Source organism: Rossellomorea arthrocnemi, from assembly GCF_904424705.1.
GTDB lineage: Bacteria > Bacillota > Bacilli > Bacillales > Bacillaceae_B > Rossellomorea > Rossellomorea arthrocnemi.
On record NZ_CAJGBF010000020.1, the window covers coordinates 1 to 26823 of the forward strand.

20 protein-coding genes are annotated in these 26823 nt (G+C 42.6%); all 20 read right to left on the reverse strand.

The features are described from left to right. Nucleotides 1-185: 185 nt before the first annotated feature. The 20 genes from BAA9072_RS19445 to BAA9072_RS19540 all read right to left on the reverse strand — a co-directional run bounded on the left by BAA9072_RS19445 (nucleotide 186) and on the right by BAA9072_RS19540 (nucleotide 26816). Complete coding sequence (locus BAA9072_RS19445; protein ID WP_201716345.1) at nucleotides 186-761, reverse strand: TetR/AcrR family transcriptional regulator; 576 nt, start codon at nucleotides 759-761, stop codon at nucleotides 186-188. 278 nt (nucleotides 762-1039) lie between these two features. Beyond that, nucleotides 1040-2497 (reverse strand): CoA-acylating methylmalonate-semialdehyde dehydrogenase, encoded by a 1458-nt coding sequence (locus tag BAA9072_RS19450; protein WP_201716346.1) that lies wholly within the window; start codon nucleotides 2495-2497, stop codon nucleotides 1040-1042. Next, nucleotides 2497-3522, reverse strand: coding sequence for a 5-dehydro-2-deoxygluconokinase (gene iolC, locus BAA9072_RS19455; protein ID WP_201716347.1), 1026 nt, complete (start codon nucleotides 3520-3522; stop codon nucleotides 2497-2499). Before iolC ends, BAA9072_RS19450 begins: the two co-directional genes overlap by 1 nt. A gap of 52 nt (nucleotides 3523-3574) precedes the next feature. Continuing rightward, nucleotides 3575-4384 (reverse strand): 5-deoxy-glucuronate isomerase, encoded by an 810-nt coding sequence (iolB, locus tag BAA9072_RS19460; RefSeq protein ID WP_201716348.1) that lies wholly within the window; start codon nucleotides 4382-4384, stop codon nucleotides 3575-3577. 29 nt (nucleotides 4385-4413) lie between these two features. Continuing rightward, on the reverse strand, nucleotides 4414-5322 hold the full coding sequence (gene iolE, locus BAA9072_RS19465; RefSeq protein ID WP_330999316.1) for a myo-inosose-2 dehydratase: 909 nt from the start codon (nucleotides 5320-5322) through the stop codon (nucleotides 4414-4416). Between the two features lie 37 nt (nucleotides 5323-5359). Then, on the reverse strand, nucleotides 5360-7225 hold the full coding sequence (gene iolD, locus BAA9072_RS19470; RefSeq protein WP_201716349.1) for a 3D-(3,5/4)-trihydroxycyclohexane-1,2-dione acylhydrolase (decyclizing): 1866 nt from the start codon (nucleotides 7223-7225) through the stop codon (nucleotides 5360-5362). Nucleotides 7226-7284: 59 nt separating this feature from the next. After that, on the reverse strand, nucleotides 7285-8328 hold the full coding sequence (gene iolG, locus BAA9072_RS19475) for an inositol 2-dehydrogenase (RefSeq protein ID WP_201716350.1): 1044 nt from the start codon (nucleotides 8326-8328) through the stop codon (nucleotides 7285-7287). Between the two features lie 48 nt (nucleotides 8329-8376). Beyond that, nucleotides 8377-10479 (reverse strand): DUF5054 domain-containing protein, encoded by a 2103-nt coding sequence (locus BAA9072_RS19480; RefSeq protein WP_201716351.1) that lies wholly within the window; start codon nucleotides 10477-10479, stop codon nucleotides 8377-8379. Nucleotides 10480-10502: 23 nt separating this feature from the next. After that, the gene (locus BAA9072_RS19485; RefSeq protein ID WP_201716352.1) at nucleotides 10503-11270 is read right to left on the reverse strand and encodes a sugar phosphate isomerase/epimerase family protein; all 768 of its coding nucleotides are present in this window, start codon (nucleotides 11268-11270) and stop codon (nucleotides 10503-10505) included. 33 nt (nucleotides 11271-11303) lie between these two features. After that, complete coding sequence (locus BAA9072_RS19490) at nucleotides 11304-12209, reverse strand: aldo/keto reductase (RefSeq protein ID WP_201716391.1); 906 nt, start codon at nucleotides 12207-12209, stop codon at nucleotides 11304-11306. Between the two features lie 106 nt (nucleotides 12210-12315). Beyond that, nucleotides 12316-13563, reverse strand: coding sequence for a CehA/McbA family metallohydrolase (locus BAA9072_RS19495; protein WP_230980954.1), 1248 nt, complete (start codon nucleotides 13561-13563; stop codon nucleotides 12316-12318). A 2-nt stretch (nucleotides 13564-13565) separates the two neighbouring features. Next, a complete protein-coding gene (locus BAA9072_RS19500) occupies nucleotides 13566-14423 on the reverse strand; it encodes a carbohydrate ABC transporter permease (protein ID WP_201716354.1) in 858 nt (285 codons plus the stop codon). Next, the gene (locus BAA9072_RS19505) at nucleotides 14420-15346 is read right to left on the reverse strand and encodes a carbohydrate ABC transporter permease (protein WP_201716355.1); all 927 of its coding nucleotides are present in this window, start codon (nucleotides 15344-15346) and stop codon (nucleotides 14420-14422) included. The genes BAA9072_RS19500 and BAA9072_RS19505 overlap by 4 nt, the downstream gene beginning before the upstream one ends. A 74-nt stretch (nucleotides 15347-15420) precedes the next feature. Continuing rightward, nucleotides 15421-16737: an extracellular solute-binding protein gene (locus BAA9072_RS19510; protein WP_201716356.1), complete on the reverse strand. Its 1317-nt coding sequence runs from the start codon at nucleotides 16735-16737 to the stop codon at nucleotides 15421-15423. A gap of 86 nt (nucleotides 16738-16823) precedes the next feature. Continuing rightward, on the reverse strand, nucleotides 16824-17870 hold the full coding sequence (locus BAA9072_RS19515) for a LacI family DNA-binding transcriptional regulator (protein WP_201716357.1): 1047 nt from the start codon (nucleotides 17868-17870) through the stop codon (nucleotides 16824-16826). A 313-nt stretch (nucleotides 17871-18183) separates the two neighbouring features. Next, entirely contained in the window at nucleotides 18184-19056 is an 873-nt protein-coding gene (locus BAA9072_RS19520) for an ROK family protein (protein ID WP_201716358.1), read from the reverse strand. Between the two features lie 439 nt (nucleotides 19057-19495). Next, nucleotides 19496-21418 carry a fructose-specific PTS transporter subunit EIIC gene (locus tag BAA9072_RS19525; protein WP_201716359.1) on the reverse strand — a complete coding sequence of 641 codons (1923 nt, stop codon included), beginning with the start codon at nucleotides 21416-21418 and terminating at the stop codon, nucleotides 19496-19498. A 129-nt stretch (nucleotides 21419-21547) separates the two neighbouring features. Beyond that, nucleotides 21548-23494: a BglG family transcription antiterminator gene (locus BAA9072_RS19530; RefSeq protein WP_201716360.1), complete on the reverse strand. Its 1947-nt coding sequence runs from the start codon at nucleotides 23492-23494 to the stop codon at nucleotides 21548-21550. 438 nt (nucleotides 23495-23932) lie between these two features. Continuing rightward, nucleotides 23933-25060 (reverse strand): glycerate kinase family protein, encoded by a 1128-nt coding sequence (locus BAA9072_RS19535; RefSeq protein WP_201716361.1) that lies wholly within the window; start codon nucleotides 25058-25060, stop codon nucleotides 23933-23935. A gap of 64 nt (nucleotides 25061-25124) precedes the next feature. Continuing rightward, complete coding sequence (locus BAA9072_RS19540; protein ID WP_201716362.1) at nucleotides 25125-26816, reverse strand: sugar phosphorylase; 1692 nt, start codon at nucleotides 26814-26816, stop codon at nucleotides 25125-25127. Nucleotides 26817-26823 lie beyond the last annotated feature (7 nt).

Genomic DNA, 26823 nt, shown 5'->3' on the forward strand with positions numbered 1-26823 from the left:
ACCCAAAATAATGGCAGAGAGTGCAATGACTGCTCCCATCCAAACAATCGATAACCTGAACCATCCTTTTCTCATCTCTTGAGGAACTGGCTCACGTTCATAATCGTTTATCAACTTCTCACTATCAGAAACTTTGGACATTGTTGTTCCTCCCTTGTATTTTCAGGTGACGGGTATAAGTACTTTCATTCCGAAATTCCATTCCAGAACTGATTAAAGATCACATCCAGCCTTTTATAAATCTCATTACGATCATGGCGTTGCATTTGCCAAAACACCCCATCCATTAAGCACTGATAAGATAACGCTAACTCATGACAATCGAGTGCTTTGATTTCCCCTTTCTCAGTCCCATGTTTAAATATTTCATAAAGAATTTTGTATTCATTTTTCTCCATTTCGTCAAAACGACTTGTAATATCTTCCTTCAAAAAATCCGGAGGGGATATCATCAAGCGAATAAGAAGTTTTGACTTTAAATCCTCTCGAAATTGAAAATCAACAGCCGATTTCAAAATAGAAAAGAGTTGGCCTTTGGCGGAGGATTCCTTGTTAAATTGAGATTTAACCGTTAATAAATGTCCATCCAGTGCATCTCTATAGATGGCTAAGAAAACATCATCCTTTCCCTTAAAAAAGGCGTAAACAGAAGGAGGCTTGATCCCCACTTCATTTGCTATTTCCTTGATTGTCATACCTGAAAACCCATGTTCTGCAAATAACTTTGTTGCAGATTCCTTGATTCTTTCCTTCGTCGACATAGCGCCTCCCACTCTCCTAACTAATATTAGTTAGGTAATATTATAGATGAAATATTACCACAGCCATTTATTGAATACAATAACTTTTCAGAAAACTAAAAATGTATTTCTTTCCATTTTTACAAGAAAGAAGATGGCGGTTCTATTGTGTTGTTTCCTTTAGTTGACGATGAAGATTACTAATAATGCTAATGATGACCCCCTTTTCTCATTATTAATGTAAAAAAAGAAGCAAGTTCCCCTCGCTTCTTTTCCTTACGAATATGGCATTCTCTTTTTTACGTCCAACTAGCAGTAACCATTTTCCGTTTCGTATAAAACTCCACTCCATCCGATCCATTTGCGTGGAGATCTCCATAAAAGGAATTTTTCCATCCAGAGAAAGGAAAAAATGCCATGGGTGCAGGGACACCTATATTAATTCCGAGCATCCCGGCTTGTATTTTTTCTCTGAAATATCGAACATTGCTGCCATCCTGAGTGAACAAGCATGCTCCATTTCCGAATTCGGACTGATTCGCCACCTCTATTGCCTCTTTTAAATCTTTTACTCTCACAATAGAAAGGACAGGTGCGAAAATTTCTTCCTTCCAAATTTTCATAGCCGGAGTCACCTGATCAAAAATGGTTGGTCCCACAAAATATCCTTTCTCGCGCGCTTCATTGCGGCCATCTTTTAGTAATAATGCCCCTTCCCTTTCTCCCGATTCAATGTATCGTACCGTCCGTTCTAAATGTTCCTTACGAATGACAGGGCCTAAAAAGACTGATTCATTTAAACCATCTCCCATTTGGATTTCATTGGCTTTCTCTACCAATTTCTCAATCAATGCATCCGCTATACTCTCAACCGCTACAACGACAGAGCATGCCATACACCTTTCCCCTGCTGAACCGAAAGCTGCATTGATAATTTGTCTCGATGCTTCTTCTACTTTCGCGTCCGGCATGACAATACTGTGATTTTTAGCCCCGGCTAACGCTTGGACTCGTTTTCCATTCGCCGATGCGCTTTTGTATACATACTCGGCAACAGGCTGTGATCCAACAAATGAAATGGCAGGTACCCGAGGGTGGTCCAACAACCCATTGACTACATCATGGGCACCGTGAACGATATTCAGAACCCCATCCGGTAATCCCGCTTGATGAAGTAACTCCGCTAATCGATTAGCTAATAAAGGAGTTCGCTCGGATGGCTTTAGGACAAACGTGTTCCCACATGCAATCGCCAAAGGAAACATCCAGCATGGAACCATCATTGGGAAATTGAAGGGGGTGATCCCACCTACAACCCCGACAGGATATCGATACATCCCGGATTCCATGTTGGTCGCAATGTCCGGAAGCTGCTTTCCCATCATTAGAGTTGGCGCACCAGCAGCAAATTCAACACATTCAATTCCTCTTTGTACTTCACCGTAAGCTTCTTTATAATTCTTACCGTTTTCTTTTGTAATAAGAGTGGCTAGCTCACTCCAATGGTCGATTAACAGCTGCTGATACTTGAATAAGATTCGTGCTCTTTTCGGGACAGGTGTTTCACTCCATGTTTCGAATGCGATGGATGCGGTTTGGACCGCTAAATCAACCTCATCTTTCGTTGATAGGGGAACAAATGCCATCACTTCTTCTGTTGCAGGGTTAGGCAGAGGGATGGATGACGGCGAGGACGACTCGAGCCATTTGCCGCCAATGAAGTTTTTAATTGTTTCTACTTTCGTTTCTATACTCATTATTGTACACCTTCTTTCTGAATTGATTGGCTCCCATTATTACAATCATGGATAAATTCTTTAATCTGGTCTGCTGTCGGCATCGCATCCGAGCAACTATGACTTGAAATAACAATGGCTGCAGCAGCGCTTCCAAACTCCATGGCTTCAGGAAGCTTCCAGCCTTTCATCAACCCATATATAAAACCGGCGGCATATGAGTCCCCAGCTCCGAACGTTTTAATTACATTTGCAGGGAAAACAGGACTATCAAAGGACTGGCCATTCTTTGTATAAGAAATCGATCCTTTATCTCCATGCTTAATAACAACAATCTTCGCCTCATGCTTGAACCAGTCTTTCGCTGTCGACCAGTCATTAGGTTCATCTCTTTTATCAATACGTTCCATCAAATTGAATTCTTCCCGCGTGCCAATTATGACATCGCTCTTTTCCGCAGCAAGCTTATAATAGATTGCCGTCTCATCTTCAGACGTCCATGAATATGGACGGTAATCAATATCGAAAAAGACCACGGTCCCGTGCTTTCTTGCATAATGCAGAGTGGTGAAAACTGCCTCTCTTGAAGGACTTTTGGATAAAGCGGTTCCCGAAATCAATAAGGCTTTGGAATTCTTTATATATTCTTCTTTAATGTCCTGTGGTTCTAAATACAAGTCTGCTACATTGTCACGGTACATCAATATACTGCAATCGGAAGGGCTTTTAATTTCAGTGAAGGCAAGACCTGTCACACTATGATTCGTATCTGTTATGACACTTGAAGTGTCTATGCCATTTTTATCAAGGTATTGCTCAATGAATCTTCCCATTTGGTCATCGGCAACTCTGCCGATAAAACCGGTCTTCATCCCTAATCTCGCCATACCGATTGATATATTGGCCGGCGATCCCCCTACGTATTTCGTAAAGGTAAGGGTTTCTTCCATTGGGCGGTGGATTTCATTCGCATTTAAATCGATACATAATCTACCAACTCCGATAAAATCGAATGGTTTAGTAGAATCAAAGGTTAATTGGGCCATTTTAGGTTTACCTTCCTCTCTGATCTGTTCGATAGCTTTGTCTACAATTGAATTAGCGCTTCGTCTTCATGAGCCATTCGTGATCGGGGTCATTTTTAAACTTCCATGTTCGGACCGGACCTGCCATGACATTTAAGTAATATCCCTCATATCCTGGAGGAGCACTCACAGGATGATACCCTTTTGGCACAAGTACAGCATCGCCATTCTTGACGGTCATGGTTTCGTCCAGTTCACGATCATCTGTATAAACCCTCTGAACCATAAAACCATTTTCCGGTTTCACTCTGTGATAATATGTTTCTTCCAGATAGGATTCATCCGGTAAATTGTTTTCATCATGTTTGTGAGGGGGATAACTTGACCAATTCCCTCCAGGTGTAAAGACTTCCACAACGAGCAGGCGATCCGCTTCTTTTTGTTCAGGCAATATATTATGGATGAATCGCTCCATATTTCCTGAGCCGCGTATTTCTACCCCTACATCGGTTGGTTCAATTAGCCTTGCATTACAATTCCCTCTCCCAGGTGCTTTGCAAAGGGCAAATTCAAGTGGTGTGTTGGCTGAAATCGTTAATCGGTCTCCAGGAGGGACATACACAGAATAAGGAGGAATTTTCTCAAAGATACTCATTCTTTCACCAATGTTTTCCCAGAAGAATTCTGCTGTTTTCACATCTGCTCTCCCTGATAATAAAACGACGCAGATTTCGTTCTCTTCAGTAGAAACGTTCTTTTCTTCCCCTTCTTTTAGGGTATACACTTCAAATCCGACATATTCCCAACCGGCACTTTCAGGGGTAATCGCCAAAACCTGCCCCCTTTCATTGGGTTTGTTGCTTGGAACGATTAACTTAGACATACATTCCACTCCCTATAAAAATAGTTCGATCATCTGGCCATTATTTCATTCCACATACCATCAAGATACTGCTTGGCAGTTTTAGCATGCGTATAAGGGTTTTTCTCATCAGGATTTTGCTCGGCTTCAACAATCATCCAGCCGTGATAATCCATTGCATGAAGCTCCTCAAGAATCGGCTTAAACGAAATGATTCCATCCCCTGGTACTGTAAACACATTTTTCAGAATGGAGGTTTTAAAGTCCATCCCGTCTTTTCTTACCTTATCCAACACTTCTTTGCGGATATCCTTTAAATGAACATGTTTAATTCGCTCTTTATAGTCTATAAGTAACGACAATGGATCTGCTCCAGCATAGTAGGCATGCCCACTATCAAATAACAAATGAACCAGTTCAGGATCCGTTCCATCCATAAGCCGATCAATTTGATCCCGTGTCTCTACGTTTGTTCCCATATGATGGTGATAAACGAGATAAAGACCGTGTTCCAGACATATCTGTCCTGCTTTTTCAAGGCCTGTCATCATGGACTCCCACTCTTGATCAGACCATGTCAGAACCTTATTCTCACCAGGCTCTCGTCTGGGATCCCCAATGGTGGAACCACCTATGTCACAAGTGACAACCGTTTGGCACCCCATTTCCTTTAAGAAGAAAACATGGTCCGTAAATGACTTAAGCTCCTCTGAATGCCTTGTATAATCCGAAAACAATACACCCTTCCATTGAGATGCCAGTTCCATCTTTTTATCTGAAAGGAACGATTTTAATTGAGGTACTCCCTGAGGGAATTTCCTGCTCATTTCTGTACCTGTATACCCCAATGACGCCATCTCAGAGAGGATGGTATCACCTGAATAATGATCACCCAATGAAAGCACATCTTCATTGGCCCAATTGATCGCAGAAACGCCCAGTTTAATAGGTTCCATCATATATCCATCCCCCTTATTTCGTTAAATGGGCACCCCATCAGTATTTTTTGGCAAGCTCAGTATTCACTTTCATTTCTTTATGAGCCTTTGTTACTTTTTCACTTTTTGAAATCTCTGCTACATCCACTCTCCACCATGAATCATACCCATCTGTATTGGTACCTGGGACGACGTTCATATGAATAAGGGTCGAAGTGGTTTCATTTTTCGCCTTGCTTACCGCAACTTGGAGTTCTTCAATTGTCGAGACAGAATAAGTTTTCACTCCAAGTGCTCCCGCATAGGCTGAGAAGTCAATCGGCATATACTGTCCCGTTAAATGACCCGAATCAACCGAACGATATCTGAATTCATTTCCATAACCGTCGCTTCCGTGTCCACGCTGCAAATTATGGATACATTGATATCCATGGTTATTAAATAATAATACGTTTATTTTTTTCCCTTCCTGAATGCTAGTCAGGAGTTCTGAATGTAGCATCAAGAAACTCCCATCTCCGCACATGGCATAAACTTCTTTCGTTGGTTCGGCAAGCTTTACCCCGAATGCCCCGGAAACTTCGTAACCCATACAGGAAAAACCATACTCCAGGTGATAATCCTTTGGAGAATGGCTTCTCCATACACGATGGAGATCTCCCGGGAGGCTGCCTGCAGCACCAACAATCACCGATTCTTGACCAACCAGTTCATTTAACTCACCGATCAATCTTGACTGGGACAAACCGTCAGGATGCTCTTCTGCAAATAAACGATCCACCTCATGTTTCCACTCCAAGTTCAGGGAAGAAATTCGTTCCATATCATGATGGGATTGATAGGACAACTTTGATAATTCATTTTTTAACGATGTCAACGCTTCCTTTGCATCAGCCACAATGGACATACCATTCATCTTCATGGCATCCATAGGATTGACATTAATGCTGAGTAGTTCGACACCAGGTTGCTGAAAGGCTTGCTTCGAGGCGGTTGCAAAGTCCCCTAATCTAGTACCGATGGCAATGACCAAATCAGCCTCTTTGGCTAATCGGTTAGCTGAAGAGGAACCTGTTACACCAATCGCCCCGACATTTAAAGGGTGATTCCAAGGAAGGGAGCTTTTCCCGGCTTGTGTTTCTGCAACAGGGATGTGGAAATGCTCTGCGAACCTGATCAACTCTTGGGTTGCAAATGAGTAATGAACACCGCCTCCGGAGATGATGATCGGATTCTTTTTCGACCTTATCAAATTGGCTGCCCGCTGGATTGCTGAAGATGGCGAGGGCTTACGTTCTATAAAGTGGACTCTCTTATTAAAGAACTCAATGGGATAATCATAGGCTTCACTTTGAACATCCTGTGGAAGGCAAAGGGTGACAGCTCCCGTTTCTGCCGGATCGGTCAGGACACGCATGGCATGTATAGCTGCGGTCATCAGTTGTTCCGGCCGCGTAATGCGATCCCAATATTTACTTACAGCCTTGAAGGCATCATTCGCTGATACCGTGTAGTCCATCGGGTTTTCAATCTGCTGTAGGACGGGATCCGGCTGCCGGCAGGAGAAGGTATCGCCCGGTAGTAATAGAACGGGGATGCGGTTGGCAGTCGCAGTTCCGGCTGCTGTGACCATATTCAATGCACCAGGACCGATAGAGGTTGTGCAAGCAAAGGTTTCCAACCTATTTTTCTGCTTGGCAAAAGCTGTAGCAGCATGAACCATCCCTTGCTCATTCTTCCCCTGAATAAAGGTCAACTCGTGACTTTCTTGTTCTAACGCTTCACCTATCCCCGTCACATTGCCATGGCCAAAGATACCAAAGACACCTTTAAAGAATTTATTTTCGGAATGATCCATCTCGATATACTGTTGATCCAGGAATTTAATTAACGCCTGCGCCATGGTTAATCGAATCGTTTTCATGACAATACACCTCCTGAAGGTTTCATAAGCACATATTCTTACAGTCTCTACATAAGTTCCTAACCTAAAGAAAATGGTCTGGCTGACTTGTTTAATGACTCCAGCTTCACAGCATGCCCAGTTACAAATGATTCTCTGGCTGCCCGAGCAATCCGTTCCGCTTGCAGCCCATCATTTCCATCGCAGATAACAGGTCTTTCATGACAGATCGATTGTATGAAGGAGTTGATTTCATCTATATAGGAGTCTTTATAGCGTTCGAGGAAGAAATATTTCGGTTTATCCCGATAAACACCTGTTTCAGTGCTTACCTCCACTGTCGTCGGGTGATCATTGTTTACAGTGACAGACCCTTTTGAACCAAACACTTCTAATCGTTGATCATACCCATACACGGCCTTCCGGCTGTTATCGATGACTCCGATTGCTCCATTGGCAAACTTCAAGGAGATGATCGCTGTATCGATGTCGCCATTCTCAGAAAAGACCGGGTCGATCAGGCTTACTCCATGTACGAACACTTCTGTTACCTCACTTCCGCACACATATCTGGCCATATCAAAATCATGAATGCTCATATCCATGAACATCCCGCCAGAAGATTTGATGTATTGTTCAGAGGGCGGACTTGGGTCACGTGAGGTAATTTTCACAATATAAGGTGTACCAATAGAGCCCTCTTGAACAAGCTCGAAAGCCTTTTTAAAGTTATGGTCAAACCTGCGATTGAACCCGACTTGAAGGGAAACACCTTCCTCCTGGACAACCTTTAGCGCTTTCTCTGAATCCTCTATATCAAAGCTGATCGGTTTCTCACAGAAAATATGTTTTTTCGCTTTGGCTGCCTCCCTAATGATGCTCGTATGTGTATTCGTAGGTGAACAAATAAACACCGCATCGATCTCAGCATCCTCCAGCACTTCCTTATAATCACTCGTTATTTTCGGGACTCCAATAGAGGCCGCCCAATCAAAGAGTGGTTCCGACTGAATATCAGAAACGATTTTAAGGTTTACGTTAGGATGATGAACCAGGTTTTCTGCATGTAATTTCCCGATTCTTCCGGCACCGATGACTCCAACCGTTAGTTTTGTGTTACTCATACGGGCTTTCCCCCTTTAAAAAGTGGTTAGATTAATAGACTGGTAAAACTACAGTTTGATTGAGAATCTAAACTTGGCATCTTCTTCGTACCACATTGGAAAATTTGTTCCCCAAACGTTATTGTATAAATTGAAGTGAAATCCTCCTTCAAGAGAAGAAAATGTATTATCAAGCTCAAGCAATCTTGGCTTGCCCGGTGACACTAATGGGGCATCCTTGCTTTCAATCACAGCCTCACCGTCCGCCCCATGATAGGCTACCCCTGTTTGTACGGCATGAAGATTACGGTTTCCATTTTTCACGACATCCAAAGGTGAAACCCACTCTCCGATTTTGTCCATTTTCCATAAGTTATGATTATCAACCATCGGGATAAACGAAAACCAAATGGCCTCTGGTAATCGGTTCGCATCCTTATCAAACCAATTCAGTTCAATATCGATAGTTGAGTCTGTTTTATGAAATAGATATAAAAGTTCTATCACTCTTGGGGCTCCAAAATATTTAACCGCAATATTCGGCATACTCAACCTTACATGCACGTGATCTGCTTCTCTTTGAGTCACTTTCCGAATCGATTCCACTTTAGGTTTATACTTTTCTTGTTTTGGGATTGGGTTGACCAGTTCGATACCAGGTTTACCTTGATCCGCTTCAGACCAACGATACGTTTGCCCAATATTGACGACATATTGGTGAAACCATGTATGGTAGTTTTCAACTCCAAACGTTTCATACGTAATGACCCCTAATGGGTGATGCTGGTCCGCCCATTTCTTCCCTGAAGAGTCCACTAATTTAGATATCGAACCATCCCCGGAAAAGGCGGCCTCAAATGCACCAAGCCTATGGAGAGAGTCTAGATCAAGTGGATCCCCTTCCATCCCTTTTAATCGTTCGGGAGTTAGAGAATGAAATACCTCTTCGACTTCTTTCTGTTTATCCTCCGAAAGACAGGCAACCGCTTTTTGTAAATAGGCCCGTTGTTCACTCCATGAACCCTCAAAAAAGCGATAGCTTCTCTCCTCCCAAGTGGTTGAAAATAATTGCTCTGACATACCATCAAATTCATGCATCGCAAATGATCCTATGTAGCTATATTTGTCAGGCACTGCATCCTTTGAGATGCGGTTTTGTTTTCGTGCCCTTTGGAAATCCTGTTTCGAGTAATTCTTGTAATCATTTAGGTACTTCTTTTCATCTAGCCCCCATGTATGTTCAGGAATTAACAATAATGCATCTGAAAATCCCTTATATTCCTTACTGTTGTCTAGCATTCTTCCTTGATCGAGCCATTTGTTTCGCAGTCTCATCAGTTCACGGTAGTGTGATATTTTCTTTGGATCTGTGCCGGTGCCATGGATCCACGTGTCCCCGATCTCCTCAAGGACAATTGGCAATCTGTGTTTAATGGCTCTAAGTTTCACTGCAAATTCATCCATAGTCGATGCTTTAATCTTGGCATTTGGAAATTTCTTGGCCAGTTGGTGAAACTCATGTTTGATCTCTTCTATGGAAGGTGGCCCGCAATTATCACCGGTATGAGCGAATACCATGACTTCATTTATCCCGTCAATCTTGAGGACATCGCCATAGTTATCAGCATAATTGACTATCACTTCTGTTCCATCGCTTCCTCGCCAACGAAATAGATTTGGGACGTTCGGCACTTTTGATGCCGGATTCACCCCTAAATGCAAATATTCAATTCCGTTTTCAGCTAAAGAAGAAACCATCGCATTCGTATGTCCAGGAACGTCGGTCATTTTCGAAGAAATGGTATGTTTCCCAAACCTCTCATCCAGATTCTTTGAAATGGACAATGCATGTTCAAGTAGGTGCCGATCCATCAATTCTGTATGGGTTGTAAAGGGTAAACCATGCCAGGAGACATATCCTTTCTGAATAGCTTCTTCCATTCTCTTAGCCTGCTGTTCATCGGCTCTTTTTAAATATTCATGAATGAGCCAGGAACCCGTCGTCCAGACAAACTGGGCGTCTCCCCCCTCTTTTGCAAGCTCTTCGCTTAACTGTATGGCCTTTGGTATATAGGAACTCATGTATTGATTGGTTACATTCTCTTCAAGGTCCGTAAATCCAAGATCTAAATGGGTCTTGAAAATTACATGCACCACTTCGATATCCTTCATGTCGGTTCACCTCTAGTCATTTCTTAATTGGTCAAGTGGTTGGATGTCATATTCATTAAATTCTTCAGGCTTAATTCAAGACTGTCCAGTGGATTTCCTGAACACTCATCCTGTTCTACCGCATACCACTGAACACCGTTTTGTTCACCCCAGTTAAGGATTGGAAGAAAATCGATACAGCCTTCACCGATTTCAACAAATTTTTCACATTTATCGGCACTCATATCCTTAAGGTGCACAATTGGCATGCGTGATGTACATCGCTGGATATAGGTAAGGGGGTCTAAGCCCGCTTTCTTCACCCAATAGGTATCAATTTCCGGAAAAATGCGGACCCCATCTTCAGGAGCAAGAATATAATCCAGGGCAGTTACACCATCCACCGACGTCATGAATTCGAAATCGTGATTATGATAGCCAATATGAAAGCCTAGAGGCGAAGCCTTCCGGGAAATTTGAATCAGTTCTTTCTTCGCCTGAATATACCCTTCAGCATTTCTCATCTTTTCATCTAAATATGGGCAGATGATATCACTTGTTTCAAAGATCCTGGCTTCCTCGAGCACCTGGTCAAATTCATTCTTTAATCGATCTAGCGGCACATGCATGCCCGCTGTCTCAAGTCCTGCCTGCTTCATGACACGGGCAATTTCTTGAGCTGAATAACCAAATAAACCATCGATTTGTACAGCTTCCCATCCCATATCTTTTAATTTCCATAACACGCCTGGAAAGTCTAAGCTTATTTCGTTTCTTAAGGTGTACAATTGAGCTGCAAACTTATGCTTCATGGGTTCCCTCTCCTTCCGTCCATGCTTCTTACATCAGATGTTTTCCAGCACATCTTCTTTTCCCCTGAGATTTAACCAGTTCATTTCCTTAGAAGTAAGGGTTATCTTAGAACCTTCTATAGAAGATGTCAGTTCTTCCTTTGTTTGAGGACCGATGATCGCACCCGCTAAGAACGGTTGATTGAGTACATAGGCCAGAGCGATTTGAATAGGAGTACACCCCTTTAACTCTGCCAGGTTCTGTGCACGCTTGTAGCGTTCCCAGTTCTCTTCATGATAGTAGACTCGCACCATTTCTTCGTTATCTTGAACGTCCGGGGAGAATCGACCGCTAAAGAATCCCCCTGCTTGAGAAGACCATGAAAAAAGCGGCATCTGCGTTCCGGTATGCCAATCAAGCATGTCATCATTCACTGACACACACCCAGACCATCTTGGCTCATTGCACTTTGCCAGGCTCAGATTCGGGCTGTTGAAGGTAAACCCGATCAATCCATGTTCAGCAGCATACTCATTCGCTTCCTGTATGCGCAGATGGGTCCAATTCGAGGCACCAATCGCATGAATGAGTCCAGCGTTAAGATGTTCATTTAAAGCTTCAATAATCTCGCCCACCTCAACCGTTTCATCATCTCGATGCAGCGCATAAAAATCGATGTAATCTGTCCGAAGACGTTCGAGACTTTCCATGAGATCTTTATTTATTGCTTTAGGATGTAAACGCGGACCAGGTTCCCCATCATCCGGATGGGCACCTTTTGTCATGATAAAGAGCTTATTTCGCTTCCCGCTCTTCTCCAGCCATTCTCCTAATATAGACTCACTTTCAATATATTGATGAGCAGTGTCGAACATATTGCCGCCTAAGGCTACATACTCATCCAATATGGAAAAAGCTTGCTCCTTGCTCCCATATTCATATAAGTGAGCTGTCCCCATTATTAATCGCGAACAGCTTTTCTCCGCATACTTTTGATCAATAACAGCCTTTAATATGTGATAGTTCACGAGGTAGTTCCCCCTTCTAATCTGGTTACTTTCGAAACTAGTCAAAGTAAATCGGATTACTAATCACAATCGGTTCTTCCGAGTTTACGTCCCATAGCTCGACTCTAATATACTTACTGGAACTTGTAATATCGTTAGAATAGTAGACTTTCTTGGAATTAATCATCTCGTTGATAACAGTCCCTTGATCAGTTATCACTCTAATGATCCCTCCAACTTTGTCTTTAAATTCCACCTCCAATGGAACGTCGTTGAGATTATTTGTCCTTGGGTAACTTTCCCCCATACAAATGTCCATCATTTTGATATCAATCCAAGGAGATTCAGGCGTCCTCGTTACACACGCCTTTCCTGACTTCATGGCCTCCACTAACTTACCAGGGCTATGACGCCAGGCATTTAACCAAGTCGTAGGGACACCATATTTTATCCTCTCATGTTCCCGGTGCGTATCACTTCCCCCTATCGCCACCACCCTTTTACCTTGTTTCAGCTGGGAATCCCACCAATCTAATGTTTTTTGATTCGCTTCACTCCAAGGACCATTCCAGATTTCTACCATACTTATATCAAACTGTTCCAATCCCCACTCCCAAGGGCAATACTGACAATGGGGATGATTAATGGAGTAAAGGGAACCGTTCTCTATTCCTTCATCCATTTTCTCCTGTACATCCTCCTTTGAACGGCAACGGAAATCCCGGAAAGGCTGATGCACACCATAAAAGTTGGCATGACCTTTATTCGTCGTCAGTTCAACCCCGGGGATAATCGCGATATCTTCCACCACCGGGTACTGAATATTCTGACTAAATGTATTATGATCCGTTAAAGCAAGATAGTCTAAACCTGCAGACCTGATATTTTCGACTACTTCAGAAACCGTATAGGCCCCATCACTATGATTGGTATGGAGATGCAAATCTCCTTTATACCATCTCCTCTTACTGCGGATACAAGTCACGTTGACTGAGACTGTACATTTGTTGGGAACCCGATAGGCATTTAAGATGACACCCCACCTGCCTTCAGGTAATTCCCCTAGGTTATAGCCTGGAGTCGCACGATCTTCACGCAAGAAAATTTCCTTTCGTGCCCCGCCGCTCCATCCTCTAAACCCATTTGGATCTTCAACTCCCAAATCGATGACATTGGTTTCTCTATCGGTAAAGTCCAACTCAATCTTGACTTCCTCAACATCATCGGCAATCGTAAAGGGCAAAGTAATATATTCACCTTGACTGGAATGATCGATAGTTTTATTCAGCTTCATTGTTTCATTCATACTCAAGTCTCTTTCCCTCCTGATCCCAAGCCACCTAACCCTTGTTCAAATAACGGCTGAAGTATAAAGTACAAGATGATCATTGGAAGTGCTGCCGTCGTTGCTCCAGCCATAATTAACGGCCAATCGATATTGTATTGGCCTTGAAATGCCTTTAAAGCAATTTGGATTGTATACATTTCCTGGGACCTGGCGATCGTTAACGGCCATAGATATTCGTTCCAGTGACTTAGGAAGCTGAAAATCGTGACCAATGCAATCGCAGGTTTATTCAACGGAAGAATGATTTTCCAATAAATTTGAAATTTAGAACAACCATCAATGGTAGCCTGCTCATCCAATTCCCGGGGAATCGCCAGGAAATTCTGTCTCATAAGGAAAATGGCAAACCCTGTCACCGCGAAAGGGAGAATAAGCCCGGCATATGAATCCAACAATCCATCAGGACCCGCAAACGGAACATTTTTCATCATGAAGAACAATGGAACCACCATCAGTCCTGTGGGGATCATCATCGTTGCCAGTACTAGCATAAACAATCTGTCCCTACCCGGAAAACGAAGGCGGGCAAAGGCAAATGCAGCCAAAGATGAAAGAAATACATTTATTAGAGTGGCAATCACAGCCACAACAAAACTGTTAAAAAAGGCCCTTGGTAAATTGGTTTCCTGCCAAATTCTCAAGAAATTTTCCCAATAAAACTCGGTAGGAATAATCTTAGGGGGCCAGGACATCACTTCCCCCTGTGTTTTAACAGATGTCATAAACATCCATATATATGGACCTAAAAAGATCAGTAAGACAATCGTGAGCAAAACGTACAATAAGACATTTCGGATCATATTCGACTTTTTCATCATTTATTATCCTTTCCGGATGATAGTCTTAATTGAAGCCATGTAACGCCCAATAAGAATGGGAATAATACGAACGATAAGGCTGCACCATATCCGACATAGTTAAACTCAAAGGATTGCTGCCAAATATGTTTAATGACCACCATCGTACTATCCATAGGCCCACCATTTGTCAGGATGTCTACAACCGCTACAACCTGAAAGGATCCAATAACAGACATGACCATACAGTAGACTAAGATATGCATGATGGATGGCAGTGTAATGTGAACAAATTGCTTCCAAGAATTTGCCCCATCCATGCGGGCTGCTTCATATAACGATTGAGGAACCGCTTGAAGGGCTGCAAGGAATATAGGGATATTATAGGCTGTCCCTCTCCATGCACCAATGAGGATCAGAATAATCATGGCTGTTGTAGGTTGTAACAGCCATGCAGGGGGAGACTCTACTCCTGCAACTTTTAATATGTAATTTAATATTCCAAGGTTATGATCGAATACCCACAAGAAGATCATGGCTGTAATAACTTCAGATGTAATCGTAGGCAAGAAATAAAACACTTTAAAAAATCGGATCCCTTTTAGCTTTCGGTTCAATAAAACGGCTACTGCTATGGCACCGCTTAATCCAATTGCCATTGAACCGGCGGTATATATCAATGTGTTTCCAATACTTTTGATAAATAACGCATCCTGAAACATACGAATATAATTTTCCACCCCATTAAATATGGCGGGATTCGGCAATCTATACTCGTGAAAACTTAACCAAATCAAATAGATGATGGGTACAATCGAAAACAAAGTTAAAAACGTCAAGGCAGGTAAAACAAATAGATAAGAGCCGATATGGTCCTTAAGCTTATGCATATCTCTTTTTGGTTTCATGACCGATTTGTATTCATGAACAGTCTCTGTTTTCATCCTTTTCACTCCCTTATAAGGAAAAGGTATGTTTCCAGCACATACCTTTTCCTACTCACCCTTTGCTAACCAATTTAATTCGAATCTTCGATCTCTCTTTCAGCGATTTTCTGGGCTTTATCTAATTCCTTCTGTGCATCCGCACCGTCGAATACAGCACGCAATGCTTTGCCCCAAGCATCGTTTGCTTCCGGGAACGCTTCAAGTTTATATGGTTGGGCATATTGCAATGTTTCAATATATGGCTTCAGTAATGGATCATTATAAAACTCATCCTCATACAAATCTGTTTTCACCGGATGACGACCTTCCTCTTTTGCTAAACGAATTCCATATTTATCTGAAATGAACCATTTCATTAATTCAAACGAAGCTACCTTATTCTTAGATCCCTTCGGCACAAACAAGCTTCCTCCACCAAGAACAGATCCTTTATCAGCACCTGGTAAAGGAGCCGTTGCCAAATCTTTGTAGGCATCCGGGAATTCATTTTTGATTCTGGCTATATCCCACGGACCTGAAATAAAGGAGACAGCTCTTCCTGTTCCGAACATAGCGACAGGATGGTCTGTTTGACGCTGTTGAGGTGGTGGAACAGGAGATGATTTATCCACGGTAGCCAGGCCAGTATATTTCTTCATCGTCTCCACAACCGTAGGATCGTTCAAGTTCGCAGTCACTTCATCCCCATTGAACTTCAAGTTATTTGATCCTTCCGCTATAACATTTCCAAAGAAACTCCAACCACTGGCACTCGTGACAATTCCATATCGGGAACCATCTTTTTTCGTTAACTTCTTCGATACATCAACTAATTCATCTAACGTTTTGGGTGGTGCTGTAATCCCGTTTTCTTCAAAAACTTTCTTATTATAAAGGTAGATGGTTGTATTTACATCGATGGGCACTCCGTACTTAACACCTTTCCATTCTGTATCCTGGATCCCACCTGGAACAATTTGATCCTCTGCTCCCCATTCTTCCCATAAATCATCAAGCGGCTCAGCCAGCCCTTGAGCTCCCATCGCAAAAGCATGAGCGTGTGCCATATCCGGAACAGCACCACTAGATACCGCCAGCTTTACTTTATTACTCATATCTCCCCATTCAATCCCAACGGTTTTAATCGAGATATTAGGGTAAACTTCTTTAAATTCATTAATAGCGTCTTTGATTGGATCTGTGTTCGCATAGTCAGCTGCCAACCAAATTTCTAAGTCCGTCTTTGGTAAGTCTGCTACCTTTTCATTGAAAGCCGGCAGACCTTCTGCAACAAGGTCACGATCAGGCGGATTAACAGTCATTTTTTCTTCTGAAGAACTTCCAGTTTTCGATTGACATCCAGCTAGCACTAATAAAGTGACAACTACACATAACAATACTTTTTTCATTGTTCTCCCCCTTGTCCTATCAACCAATTTAAACGCTTACATTTTTTTGAATCTTTTGGAATATACCCCTTTTCCGGCCCTTTCTCCTATCTCCCCCTTTCAAGTGTCTGTTGAAATTTTTCACTGACTCCCATGCATGAATCTCTTTTCACAAGCTTGGCTGGAATCATCTTATTCTTAGGTGCTAACTCATGGCTGAGCGTACTTATTAATATATTTGCTGCTTCTTCCCCCAATTTTTCTGGTTGTAATTCCATGCTGGTTAATTTAGGGGTAATCTCGTGTGCGAGTGTCTCATTATTACTTAACGCAACCAAGGACACATCATTCGGAATATCAATTCCCATCTCTCTTGCTGCTCTAATGACACCCAGTGCCACTCGATCGGTATCGGCAATGATGGCCGTGTATTTTTTCTTTCTATAGTTTTCTAGTAAACTCGTATATCCATATTGAGATCCATCTTTACATCGTGAAGGATCATAATAGATGACATCCTCTTCCATAAACGGTAAAGCATAATTATCATAGGCCTGTTTTAAGCCAGATTTACGATCCTCAGCAACGGTCATATGTAAAGAGGCATTTAAGAATAGGATCTCCTTGTGACCAAGTCCAATTAAATACTCCCCTACCTCCTTCACCATTTCTGTGTTGTTATTATCCACATATTTCGAATCCCCATTTCGATCATTGGGTCTTCCAATAATGACAAAAGGTGTTTTAGAACCTTTATACTTCAGGATTCTCTGGTCTTCATCCAGTGGATTCAAGAGGATGACACCATCAACAGGATCATTGGAGACGAAGTTCATTTCGTCCTTTTCCGCTATTCGATCTAACAGAACCCGATAGCCATTTTCTGAACATTTCTTCACGACACTATTGATAATTTTGGTTTCAAAGCTACTAAGCTCATACTCTGCGTAAGTAGGCATTTTAAGACCAATAATCATAGTTTTTTTCGTGGCTAAGCTGCGAGCCATATGATTCGGAACATAATTCAAACGATTCGCAACCTCCATCACCCGATTGGTCACTTCAGCACTAATCGGACGCTTTTTACTAAACACGTTAGAAACGGTGCTTTTAGAAACACCTGCTTCTCTTGCTACATCACCGATGGTTGTCATACAATTCTCCCTTTTATCGAACCGGTTTCATTATTTGTAAAAAAAATACTCCTAACAATCACTCATTATGTTTAAAAATGAGTTAATATGAGGGATTCTCAATAAAACTCATCGAACCGGTTTCATTAATATGGGTTCATTATAGTTAATTAATTTAAATATGTCAATATTCAGAAAATAGTTTTTTCAAAAGAATTCCTTCTTTTCTTGCCTACATTATAAAACATATTTCAACAAAAAAACTTGGGAAAATTTCCGCAAAAAAAAGATCAACCACTTTATTTCTAAATGATCGATCGTACAAACTCATACTTTATTCGTTGTCATAAGATGAAACCAATCCGATTGCCCCTGCCAAACCGGCATTGTCACCCAGATTAGGGGGAACAATATACTCTTCTATTCTCTCCATTATTTGTTCATGTTGTATATAATTCCCCAAGTTCGATTGTACATGAGTATGTATGAGCGGAAACAGCTGTTCCTGCTTCATTACCCCTCCTCCAACAATGACCCTTTTTGGAGATAAAATAAGAATATATTGAGTGATCGCTTGGGCAAGGTAGTAGGCTTCCATCTCCCATACCTTTTTCTCATTACTTAATTCATATGCTTTCTTTCCCCACCGTTTCTCAATGGCAGGGCCAGCTGCCAGTCCTTCAAGACAATCACCATGGTACGAACAGTTTCCTTGATAGGAGTCATCGCCGTGTCGCCGGACAAGAATATGCCCCATTTCAGGATGAGTTAACCCATGGACAAGTTTACCTTCCACCAATGCCCCTACACCAATCCCCGTACCAACAGTGATATAAAGACAACTATCGTGTCCTTTCGCAGCTCCCCAAAGACTTTCCCCCAAAGCAGCAGCATTTACATCCGTGTCAAAACCAATCGGAATAGAGTAGTGCTTCTTAAGGTCACCAATCAGATTCACATGATTCCAGTGCCTTTTCGGTGTACTGGTTATGTAGCCGTAGGTAGGGCTTGAACGATCAAGATCAACCGGTCCGAATGAACCTACACCTAATGCACTAATCTTCTTATTATGAAAAAAGGAATGGACCTGCTCCAACGTTTCATCAGGAGTAGTTGTTGGAATGGTTACACGTTCGAATATATTTCCATCCTTATCACCTATCCCACAAACAAACTTGGTTCCTCCTGCTTCAATTGCTCCTATCATCCTTTGTTGCTCCTTTCCATATCACTCTTATTACATTCTAGTCCTACAGACTTCCGAAAACCCTTACAATTACTATAATCGAAGTTTCCAAAGATAGAAAGGTTGTCTTTCCGACTCGTCTGGTTTCGCTACTTGAAACAACCTTTGATGAATAGTTTTCATAGAGCTTACAATCTTATAAGCTATCTTTCTTTAGACACCTAATAATTCCTGCATTCTCTAAAACAAGAAAAAAGAAGAGGCCGGGACATAACTAAATTGGCCCAATCTAAAGACGAACCATTAAAAATCCGAACAATTTCGATTTTCATAAATGAACCTTCGAATGATCGTTCGGATTTTTATTTGACTAAAACACTTTTGTCTCAGCATCTTCTTCCATTCTATTCAATTCGCTGCTCTATCGACCGGGATGAAATCCCTCAATAAGATTTCTCACCTATTCGATCATTTCTAATAATTTATATGCTTTCTCTTTGCTTTCAGTATTTAACAATCGATTCCGATAATCTTCGTCCATTAGCTGTCGGGAAAGCAACTGTAAAATTTTCAGATGTTCGTTTCCTTCACTCTCTTTCGGCACGGCAATCATGAAAATCAATTTGGCATCCGATCCATCCAGACTCTTCCAATCCACTCCATCTTTCTTGATTCCAAACACCACTCTTGGTTTTGTAACGGCAGTGGATTTTCCATGAGGGATGGCAATATTCATTCCGATCCCCGTTGTACTCTCTTCTTCACGTGCAAGGATGGCTTGTTTAAATTCATTTGAGGAAGTGATGGTACCTGCCCCTTCCAACTTTTGAATCATCTCATCTATCACTTCGTCACGAGTAGATCCTTTCAAATCTACATCAATCAGCTCTAAATTGGTTATATCCGTTAGCTTGTTGATTTCAATAGACTCCATTTGAGGGTGATCTTCAGCAACTTCTGCTGAGTTCGTCATTTCCCCCTCTGCTACTGCCTCTTCATCCGTTACAACATCCTTCTTTAAAAGGTTGACCACTAACGCAGTGACAACCGCACCAGCAATAACAGCAACAAAGAACATCAATACGTTATCCACAGCACCAAGAACGGCAACAATCGGACCTCCGTGTGCCACTCTGTCCCCTACATGGCCAAGCATGGCGATGACGGAACCCGTCATGGAACCAACCATGATACTTGGAATGACTCGGAGCGGATCTTGCGCTGCAAATGGGATCGCTCCTTCTGTAATCCCGAATAAACCCATAGTGAATGAGGCTTTACCTGTTTCTCTTTCAGAGGCTTGGAATTTCTTTTTACCAATAAATGTAGCAAGCCCCATCCCGATCGGCGGGATACAGATGGCAGCAGCGATCGGCCCCATAATTTCATAGTTTCCTTCTGCGATCATGGCAGAACCGAAAAGAAAGGCAACTTTATTCACCGGTCCACCCATGTCAAAAGAGATCATAGCACCAAGTATGAGGGCGAGTAAAATAGAGCTAGTCCCCTGCATACCTGCGAGCCAGCCAGTTAATATTTCAAAGGTTTGCGCTACAGGTGCCCCAATCAAGAATACAAATGCCAGTCCCACTATAAGGGAGGCGAGCACCGGAATAATGATGATCGGCATGATCGGTTGGATGGCTTTTGGAACTTTGATCTTTTTAATATAAAGGGCTACATACCCTGCAAGGAAACCGGCGATGATACCACCGATGAATCCCGCACCGGCTTCACTTCCATAGAAACTTCCGTTCGCAGCAATATACCCGCCGACGATACCCGGGGCAAGACCGGGTCTGTCTGCAATACTATAGGCGATGAAGCCTGCCAGGATCGGGACCATGAAGGTGAATGATGCTCCGCCGATTGCTTCGATGCTCTTCCAGAATGAATCCTCCGGTATGACAAGACCACCCGGCGTCTTCACGCCACCCATCGTCAAGGCAACGGCGATCAATAAACCGCCAATGACAATGAACGGAATCATATACGATACACCATTCATTAAATGACGATAAATGGGATTTTCTTTCTTTTCCTCCTGTTTCTTTTCTCCTGAAGTAGAGTGATAGACAGCTACATCTCCACTCATCACTTTTTTCAACAATTGCTCAGGCTTACGAATACCGTCCTGTACGCCTGCTACCAATACTTTCTTTCCGTTAAAGCGGTCTTTGTTTACCGTTTTATCAGCAGCGATGATAATCCCGTCTGCTTCTTGTATATCCTTATCTGTGAACTCATTTTCTACCCCGATGGAGCCCTGGGTCTCTACTTTCAATTGGACCCTCAACTGTTTCGCTGCTTTTTCCAGATTTTCAGCAGCCATATAAGTATGGGCAATACCATTAGGACAAGATGTAATCGCTAGTATTTTCATCTCTCATTCCCCTTTTCGTAATCGCTTACATTAACTATACCTTGATATGTCGGAACAAAAAGGCTGTTCTTTTACCGGAGCTCCGGTAAAAATATCAAAAATAAGAAGCAAAGCTCTCTTCGCTTTGCCTCATTCATTCTTGAAAACAGATAGAACGTTCATGATATCCTGGTGCATAATCAGGGATTGAATCTTCTTGGGGTCTTCACTCAAAGATGAGATTTCACTAAATAGCTGTTTCACTTCTTTCTGCTCATCATTTTTCACTGCTAACAGAAAGACCAATGATACCTTTTCTACTCCCCATTCGATAGGCTCTTTTAAAGTCGCAATAGCGATAGCCGATTGCTTGATCAGATTTGGGTGTCCGTGGGGAATCGCAATCCCCGCCCCAATGGTGGTAGCTGACATCCTCTCTCTTATCATCGTGCTTTCGATATATTCTTTTTCTACAAAGCCTTTTGAGCATAGGGAGGAAGCGAGCTTCTTTATGATTTCATACTTGTTTGTTTCTTCTTGTTGAATAAACACCAGAAATGGATTGGTATATCTTAATAAAATCGATTCTTCATGTGGATATGTTAAGGTGTTTTTATCCTGTTTTAACCACTGCTCCAAACGTTCCTCATCACTTTTCTCCAATAAAGGAGAAACGACAATATGAGGGACTTGGATGTTCGGTAAAGATATGGTGCTGATGACCAAATCTACTTCTTCATTATGGAAGAAATCCTGTAATTCAGCTTTAGCAATACTCCCCAAAACGCGTACAGAATGGAACTTACGTTCAATTTTAGTTCTCAATAATTGAGACATACCGATTCCCATATGACAAACGAGCACCACTTTTTTCGAGGTGAAGGTTTGATTTTTAAGCCTCTCTAATGATGATTGGAAGTGCAAGGCTAAATAAGCTGCTTCTTCCTCAGGAATGCCAATAGATAGGGTTTCATTGATCTCCACTAATGTAAGCATTACTTGATCAAACATATATGGATACATTCTCTTGATTTCCTGCAGCATCACATTTGATACGGGGAGTCCATGTTTCAAACGATTGAGTGTAGAATGCAAATGAACGTTCAAGCCTTCCCATAATTCCTGATCTTCCCTAAAATCAATGTTGATAGACGTTGAAACCCTATCTACCAGCATGTTCAACACTTTTAATAGAAGTGGTTGATTATCTATCAAGCTTTCGGTGACAGTCACATTCTGAGACCTATATTTCCCGCCGAGGAAATGGAGCGACATATACGCTATTTCTTCATCTGGAAAATGAAGCGAAAAGTACGGTTCGAGCTTCTTCAGAAATTCAGCAGCCCATTGATATTCTGTTTTGTTCTGAAGATACGAAAGCTCTTCCTCTGAAATGGAAATCGTTTGTCCCTGTTTTGACCTTTTCATCATAAGAAGTGTATGAAGAATGACTCGTTCAAAGCTTTCATCTGTCAGTTGGATAGAATAGGTACGCTGGACGTGGCTTAATTCATTATTCACGACATTGAATTCTGAAGGAGAAAACTGATTCTTCATGAAATCCTGAGTAAGTGTAGGGTGTTTAACCATTTCATATAAGCGTGATAATGCTGCGCGTTTATCTTTTTCAGTGCCATCCAGGGTGAAACCGACTTTTTGCCTGGTCACCACCTTTATATCAAAACGCTTTAGCCATGTTTCTATTTGGTTTACATCTTTTCTTATGACCGCTTTACTTACATAATATCGATTCATTAAGTCCTGGAATGTGATAGAAGAAGCATCCATCAGAAGATGATAGGCGATTTGAATGACCCTTTCCTCATCACTTTCTTTCCAAACAGACAGGTCAGTGGAGTGAAGCTTGCTGAATAGCTTTTTGCCACCCTCATCATCTACTTCCAAACAGACACCTAACCCTGGTTTTCGTAACAGCTTGGCAGATGATACCTCTTCCAGAAAATAGTGAATCGTTTTCAAATCGTTCCGAACGGTTTTTTCAGAGCATTGCAGTTGCTCAGTTATATCCCTGATGAGTATGTATTGATTGGATTCACCTATAAGCAAGCGTAAGATTTCGTTTTGTCTCTCGTTCATATTTTCACCTTCTTTATGTTTGAGACCATGATCTACCTTATGATACTTTTTGCTTATGGAAAAGTAAACTCGGTACTGGAATTCTCGCTCGATCTGTTAATAGCCTACACTCCTTCCAAACGGTCACATTCTGAACGTCGATCCAATACCTTCCCTCGAATCTCTTCCCTACTAAAACCATATTGAAATAACGATTTTTCGACACGGTGGCATGATTTTCTTAAATCTCGCATGATTAATTGGATTTACGGTGTAATCTTCCGAAAAGAGGCACGATTTTTTGATATCCGGCTCGATTAAAGCTGAATCTCGCATGATTCCTATGAAATATAGATATATAGATTCCCAGATGAACGGTCTAGTGGGCTACTAACCCCTAAAAAAACAGCGTTACGACTCAAAAGACGAAAAAAAGACGAGGCAACCACCCCGTCCTACTCAATCTTTCAACAATCGCACAATCTGCTCCACCGTCACCTGGATCTGCTCCCTCGTTACCTCGCCCCTCAACGCTTCCTTCAGCGACCGGCACTCCGTCTGAATCGAGAACACAGCATCCAGATACTGATTCACCTCTGCCAAATCCGTATCGATTCGACCCGCGATCCCGATCACTTTCTTACCGTGCTTCTTCGCCAGTCCCGCAACCCCCACGGGTACTTTCCCCATCAGGGACTGCTGGTCCAGACTCCCTTCACCGGTAAAAACAATGTCCGCCTGCATCACTTTCTCTTCTAAACCCGTAAGCTCCATAATCGTCTCAACGCCTGATTGAAGAACCCCTTTTAAAGCAGCCACGATACTTCCCCCGAGTCCTCCGGCAGCTCCGGATCCAGCCACATGTTGGACGTCAATCCCATATGCTTTATCCAATAGGGAAGCGAGCCTCACCAAACCGGCATCAAGTTCAAGTATCCCCTCAGACGTGGCCCCCTTCTGCTTTCCGAATATATGGGCGGCACCTTTCTCTCCGTGAAAAGGATTCGTAACGTCACTCGCAATCGTGAACGAGCATTCCTCCAGTCCGGGTAATCGCTCGTGATCAGAAAATGAAGCTGTCTTAAGCAAAGGATTTCCTTCCGCTCCAAGCTCTTCTCCATCCTCATCATAAAACCTCCATCCCAATGCCTGCAGCATCCCAACTCCTCCGTCATTCGTCGCGCTGCCCCCAAGGGAAATGACAATATTGCGATATCCGCTCAGAATGGCATCCTTGATCTGCTCACCCAGGCCATACGTGTTCGCTTTCATCGGGTCCCGTTTCTCAAATGGTACAAGGGGAAGGCCACTGCTTCTTGCACTTTCGATAAACGCCGTGTCCCCGTTCAAAACAACATAACGGGCAATGACAATGTTCATTAATGGATCATGTACCTTAACTTCCTTCTCTTCTCCATCAAGACACGTGAGCAAGGCATCCAGCGTCCCCTCTCCACCATCCGCCATAGGTGAGTTCTCCACATTAGCCGACGGTAAAGCAGAAAGGATCCCCTTACGAGCCGCTTCCCCTACTTCGAAAGCAGATAATGAATCCTTATAAGAATCAGATGCTATTAAAACATTCATCTCCTACACGCCTCCTATAAAAAGGTGCCAGTAGCCTGCGAAAGCGACTGGCACCTGTATTAATCTATTGTTTTACCCACATAAATTCATACGGGTGTACTTCAACTTCTCCACTTACCTCTTTCCCACTCTGTAAATCGAAGCCTGAATGAGGAAGTGTTACAACTGTCGGAGTCGCCTCCAGATTGACGACAAATGTGATGCTCTCTCCTGTTTCCTGATTAAAACGCTTCAATCCGAATAGATTGGCCCCCAGTTCCAGCACTTCCTGTCCTGCGTACGGAGAGAAAGCAGATTCCTTCTGGCGGATTGAAATCATGTCCTGTAAGCCTTCGAAAATCCCTTTACGACGGGAATCCGATTCTAATTCCTTAAGGATGCTCCCAAGCTCCAGCTTCTCACGATTGATCCTGCGGTTGATGCCGGATGCTTCAACTCCGGCTTCATCATTATGAGAGCCCAGTAAAGAATGATAGTAAATGGCCGGAACGCCCACAAACGATAACAAGATGGAATGTGCAGCCAGCATCTTCTTCACTTCAAGTTCTTCTGTCGTATCCTCCCCTTGATTGACCAGGGCTGCTGAATAGTTAATGTTCAATTCATATACAGACTGGCTGCCGTCACTATTGGCTTTATACGAAACACGACCGCCGTTTTCTTTCACTTTATTCACAAGCAGTTGTTTCTCGTCCTCCGTCAGGATCCCTTCCGTCGGACGCATCCCGATTCCGTCATGACTCGCAAGGAAATTGAAATAAGTCGCAGTATCCGAAACGGTATCGATCGTTTTCGCCCATTCCGTCAGCTTTTCACCATTGTGTGTCGTCAGTGAAAACAGCACAAGTGGAGGCAGGGAGAATTGATAAACCATATTGGCCTCATCGGATCCATCACCGAAGTAGCTGATGTTTTCTTTGTGTGGGACATTTGTTTCTGTAATGATTTGCGTATTCGGTTTAAAGAAGTCCATGACTTCCCGCCACAGCCTGATAATTTCATGTGCCTGTGGCAGATGGATGGACGTCGTGCCTGATTCCTTCCAAATGAATCCGATTGCATCTAAGCGAATGCTTGTCCCACCTTTGCTTGCATACTCAAGTAAAATATCCGTCGTTTCCTCTAAAACCGGGTAGTGGTGGAAATTCAAGTCAACCTGATCTTCACTGAACGTCGTCCAAGCTGTTTTCACACCGTTCTTTCCTGCGTATTCATGATACAAAGGCGAGGTGCGGGGACGAACCACAGCACTTGTGTCAAAAGAAGGATCTTTTGGAACAAAGTATTCCTGATATCTTTCTTCGCCATTCAGATACCCTCGAAACCACTCACTCGATTTTGAAATATGATTGGCAACAAAATCAAACATTAAGCGATAGTCCTGAGACAAACCTTCAATATCTGTCCAATCACCGAGCTTTGGGTCCACTTGACGGTAGTCCACGACGGAGAAACCATCATCGGATGTATAGGGGAACATCGGCAGCAAGTGAACGTCCGTCACGGCCCCTCTCACCTTTTCATTCAAGAAGGTGTGAAGAGAGGCAAGTGTGGGCTTGCCCTCTTCGTAAATGCTGTCACCATACGTGATGAGATACACGTTTTCTTCTGACACAGGGGCGGCACTTTCCCACGAATGAGAACTCCATTTATCCACAAGCTCCGTAAAAGAAGTCAGGAATTCCTCTTTGAAATCTTCCCCGTAAATCGTTCGCAATCTCTTTTCTACATGTTGTATTAATTCTTGCTTTGTCATCTTTTCA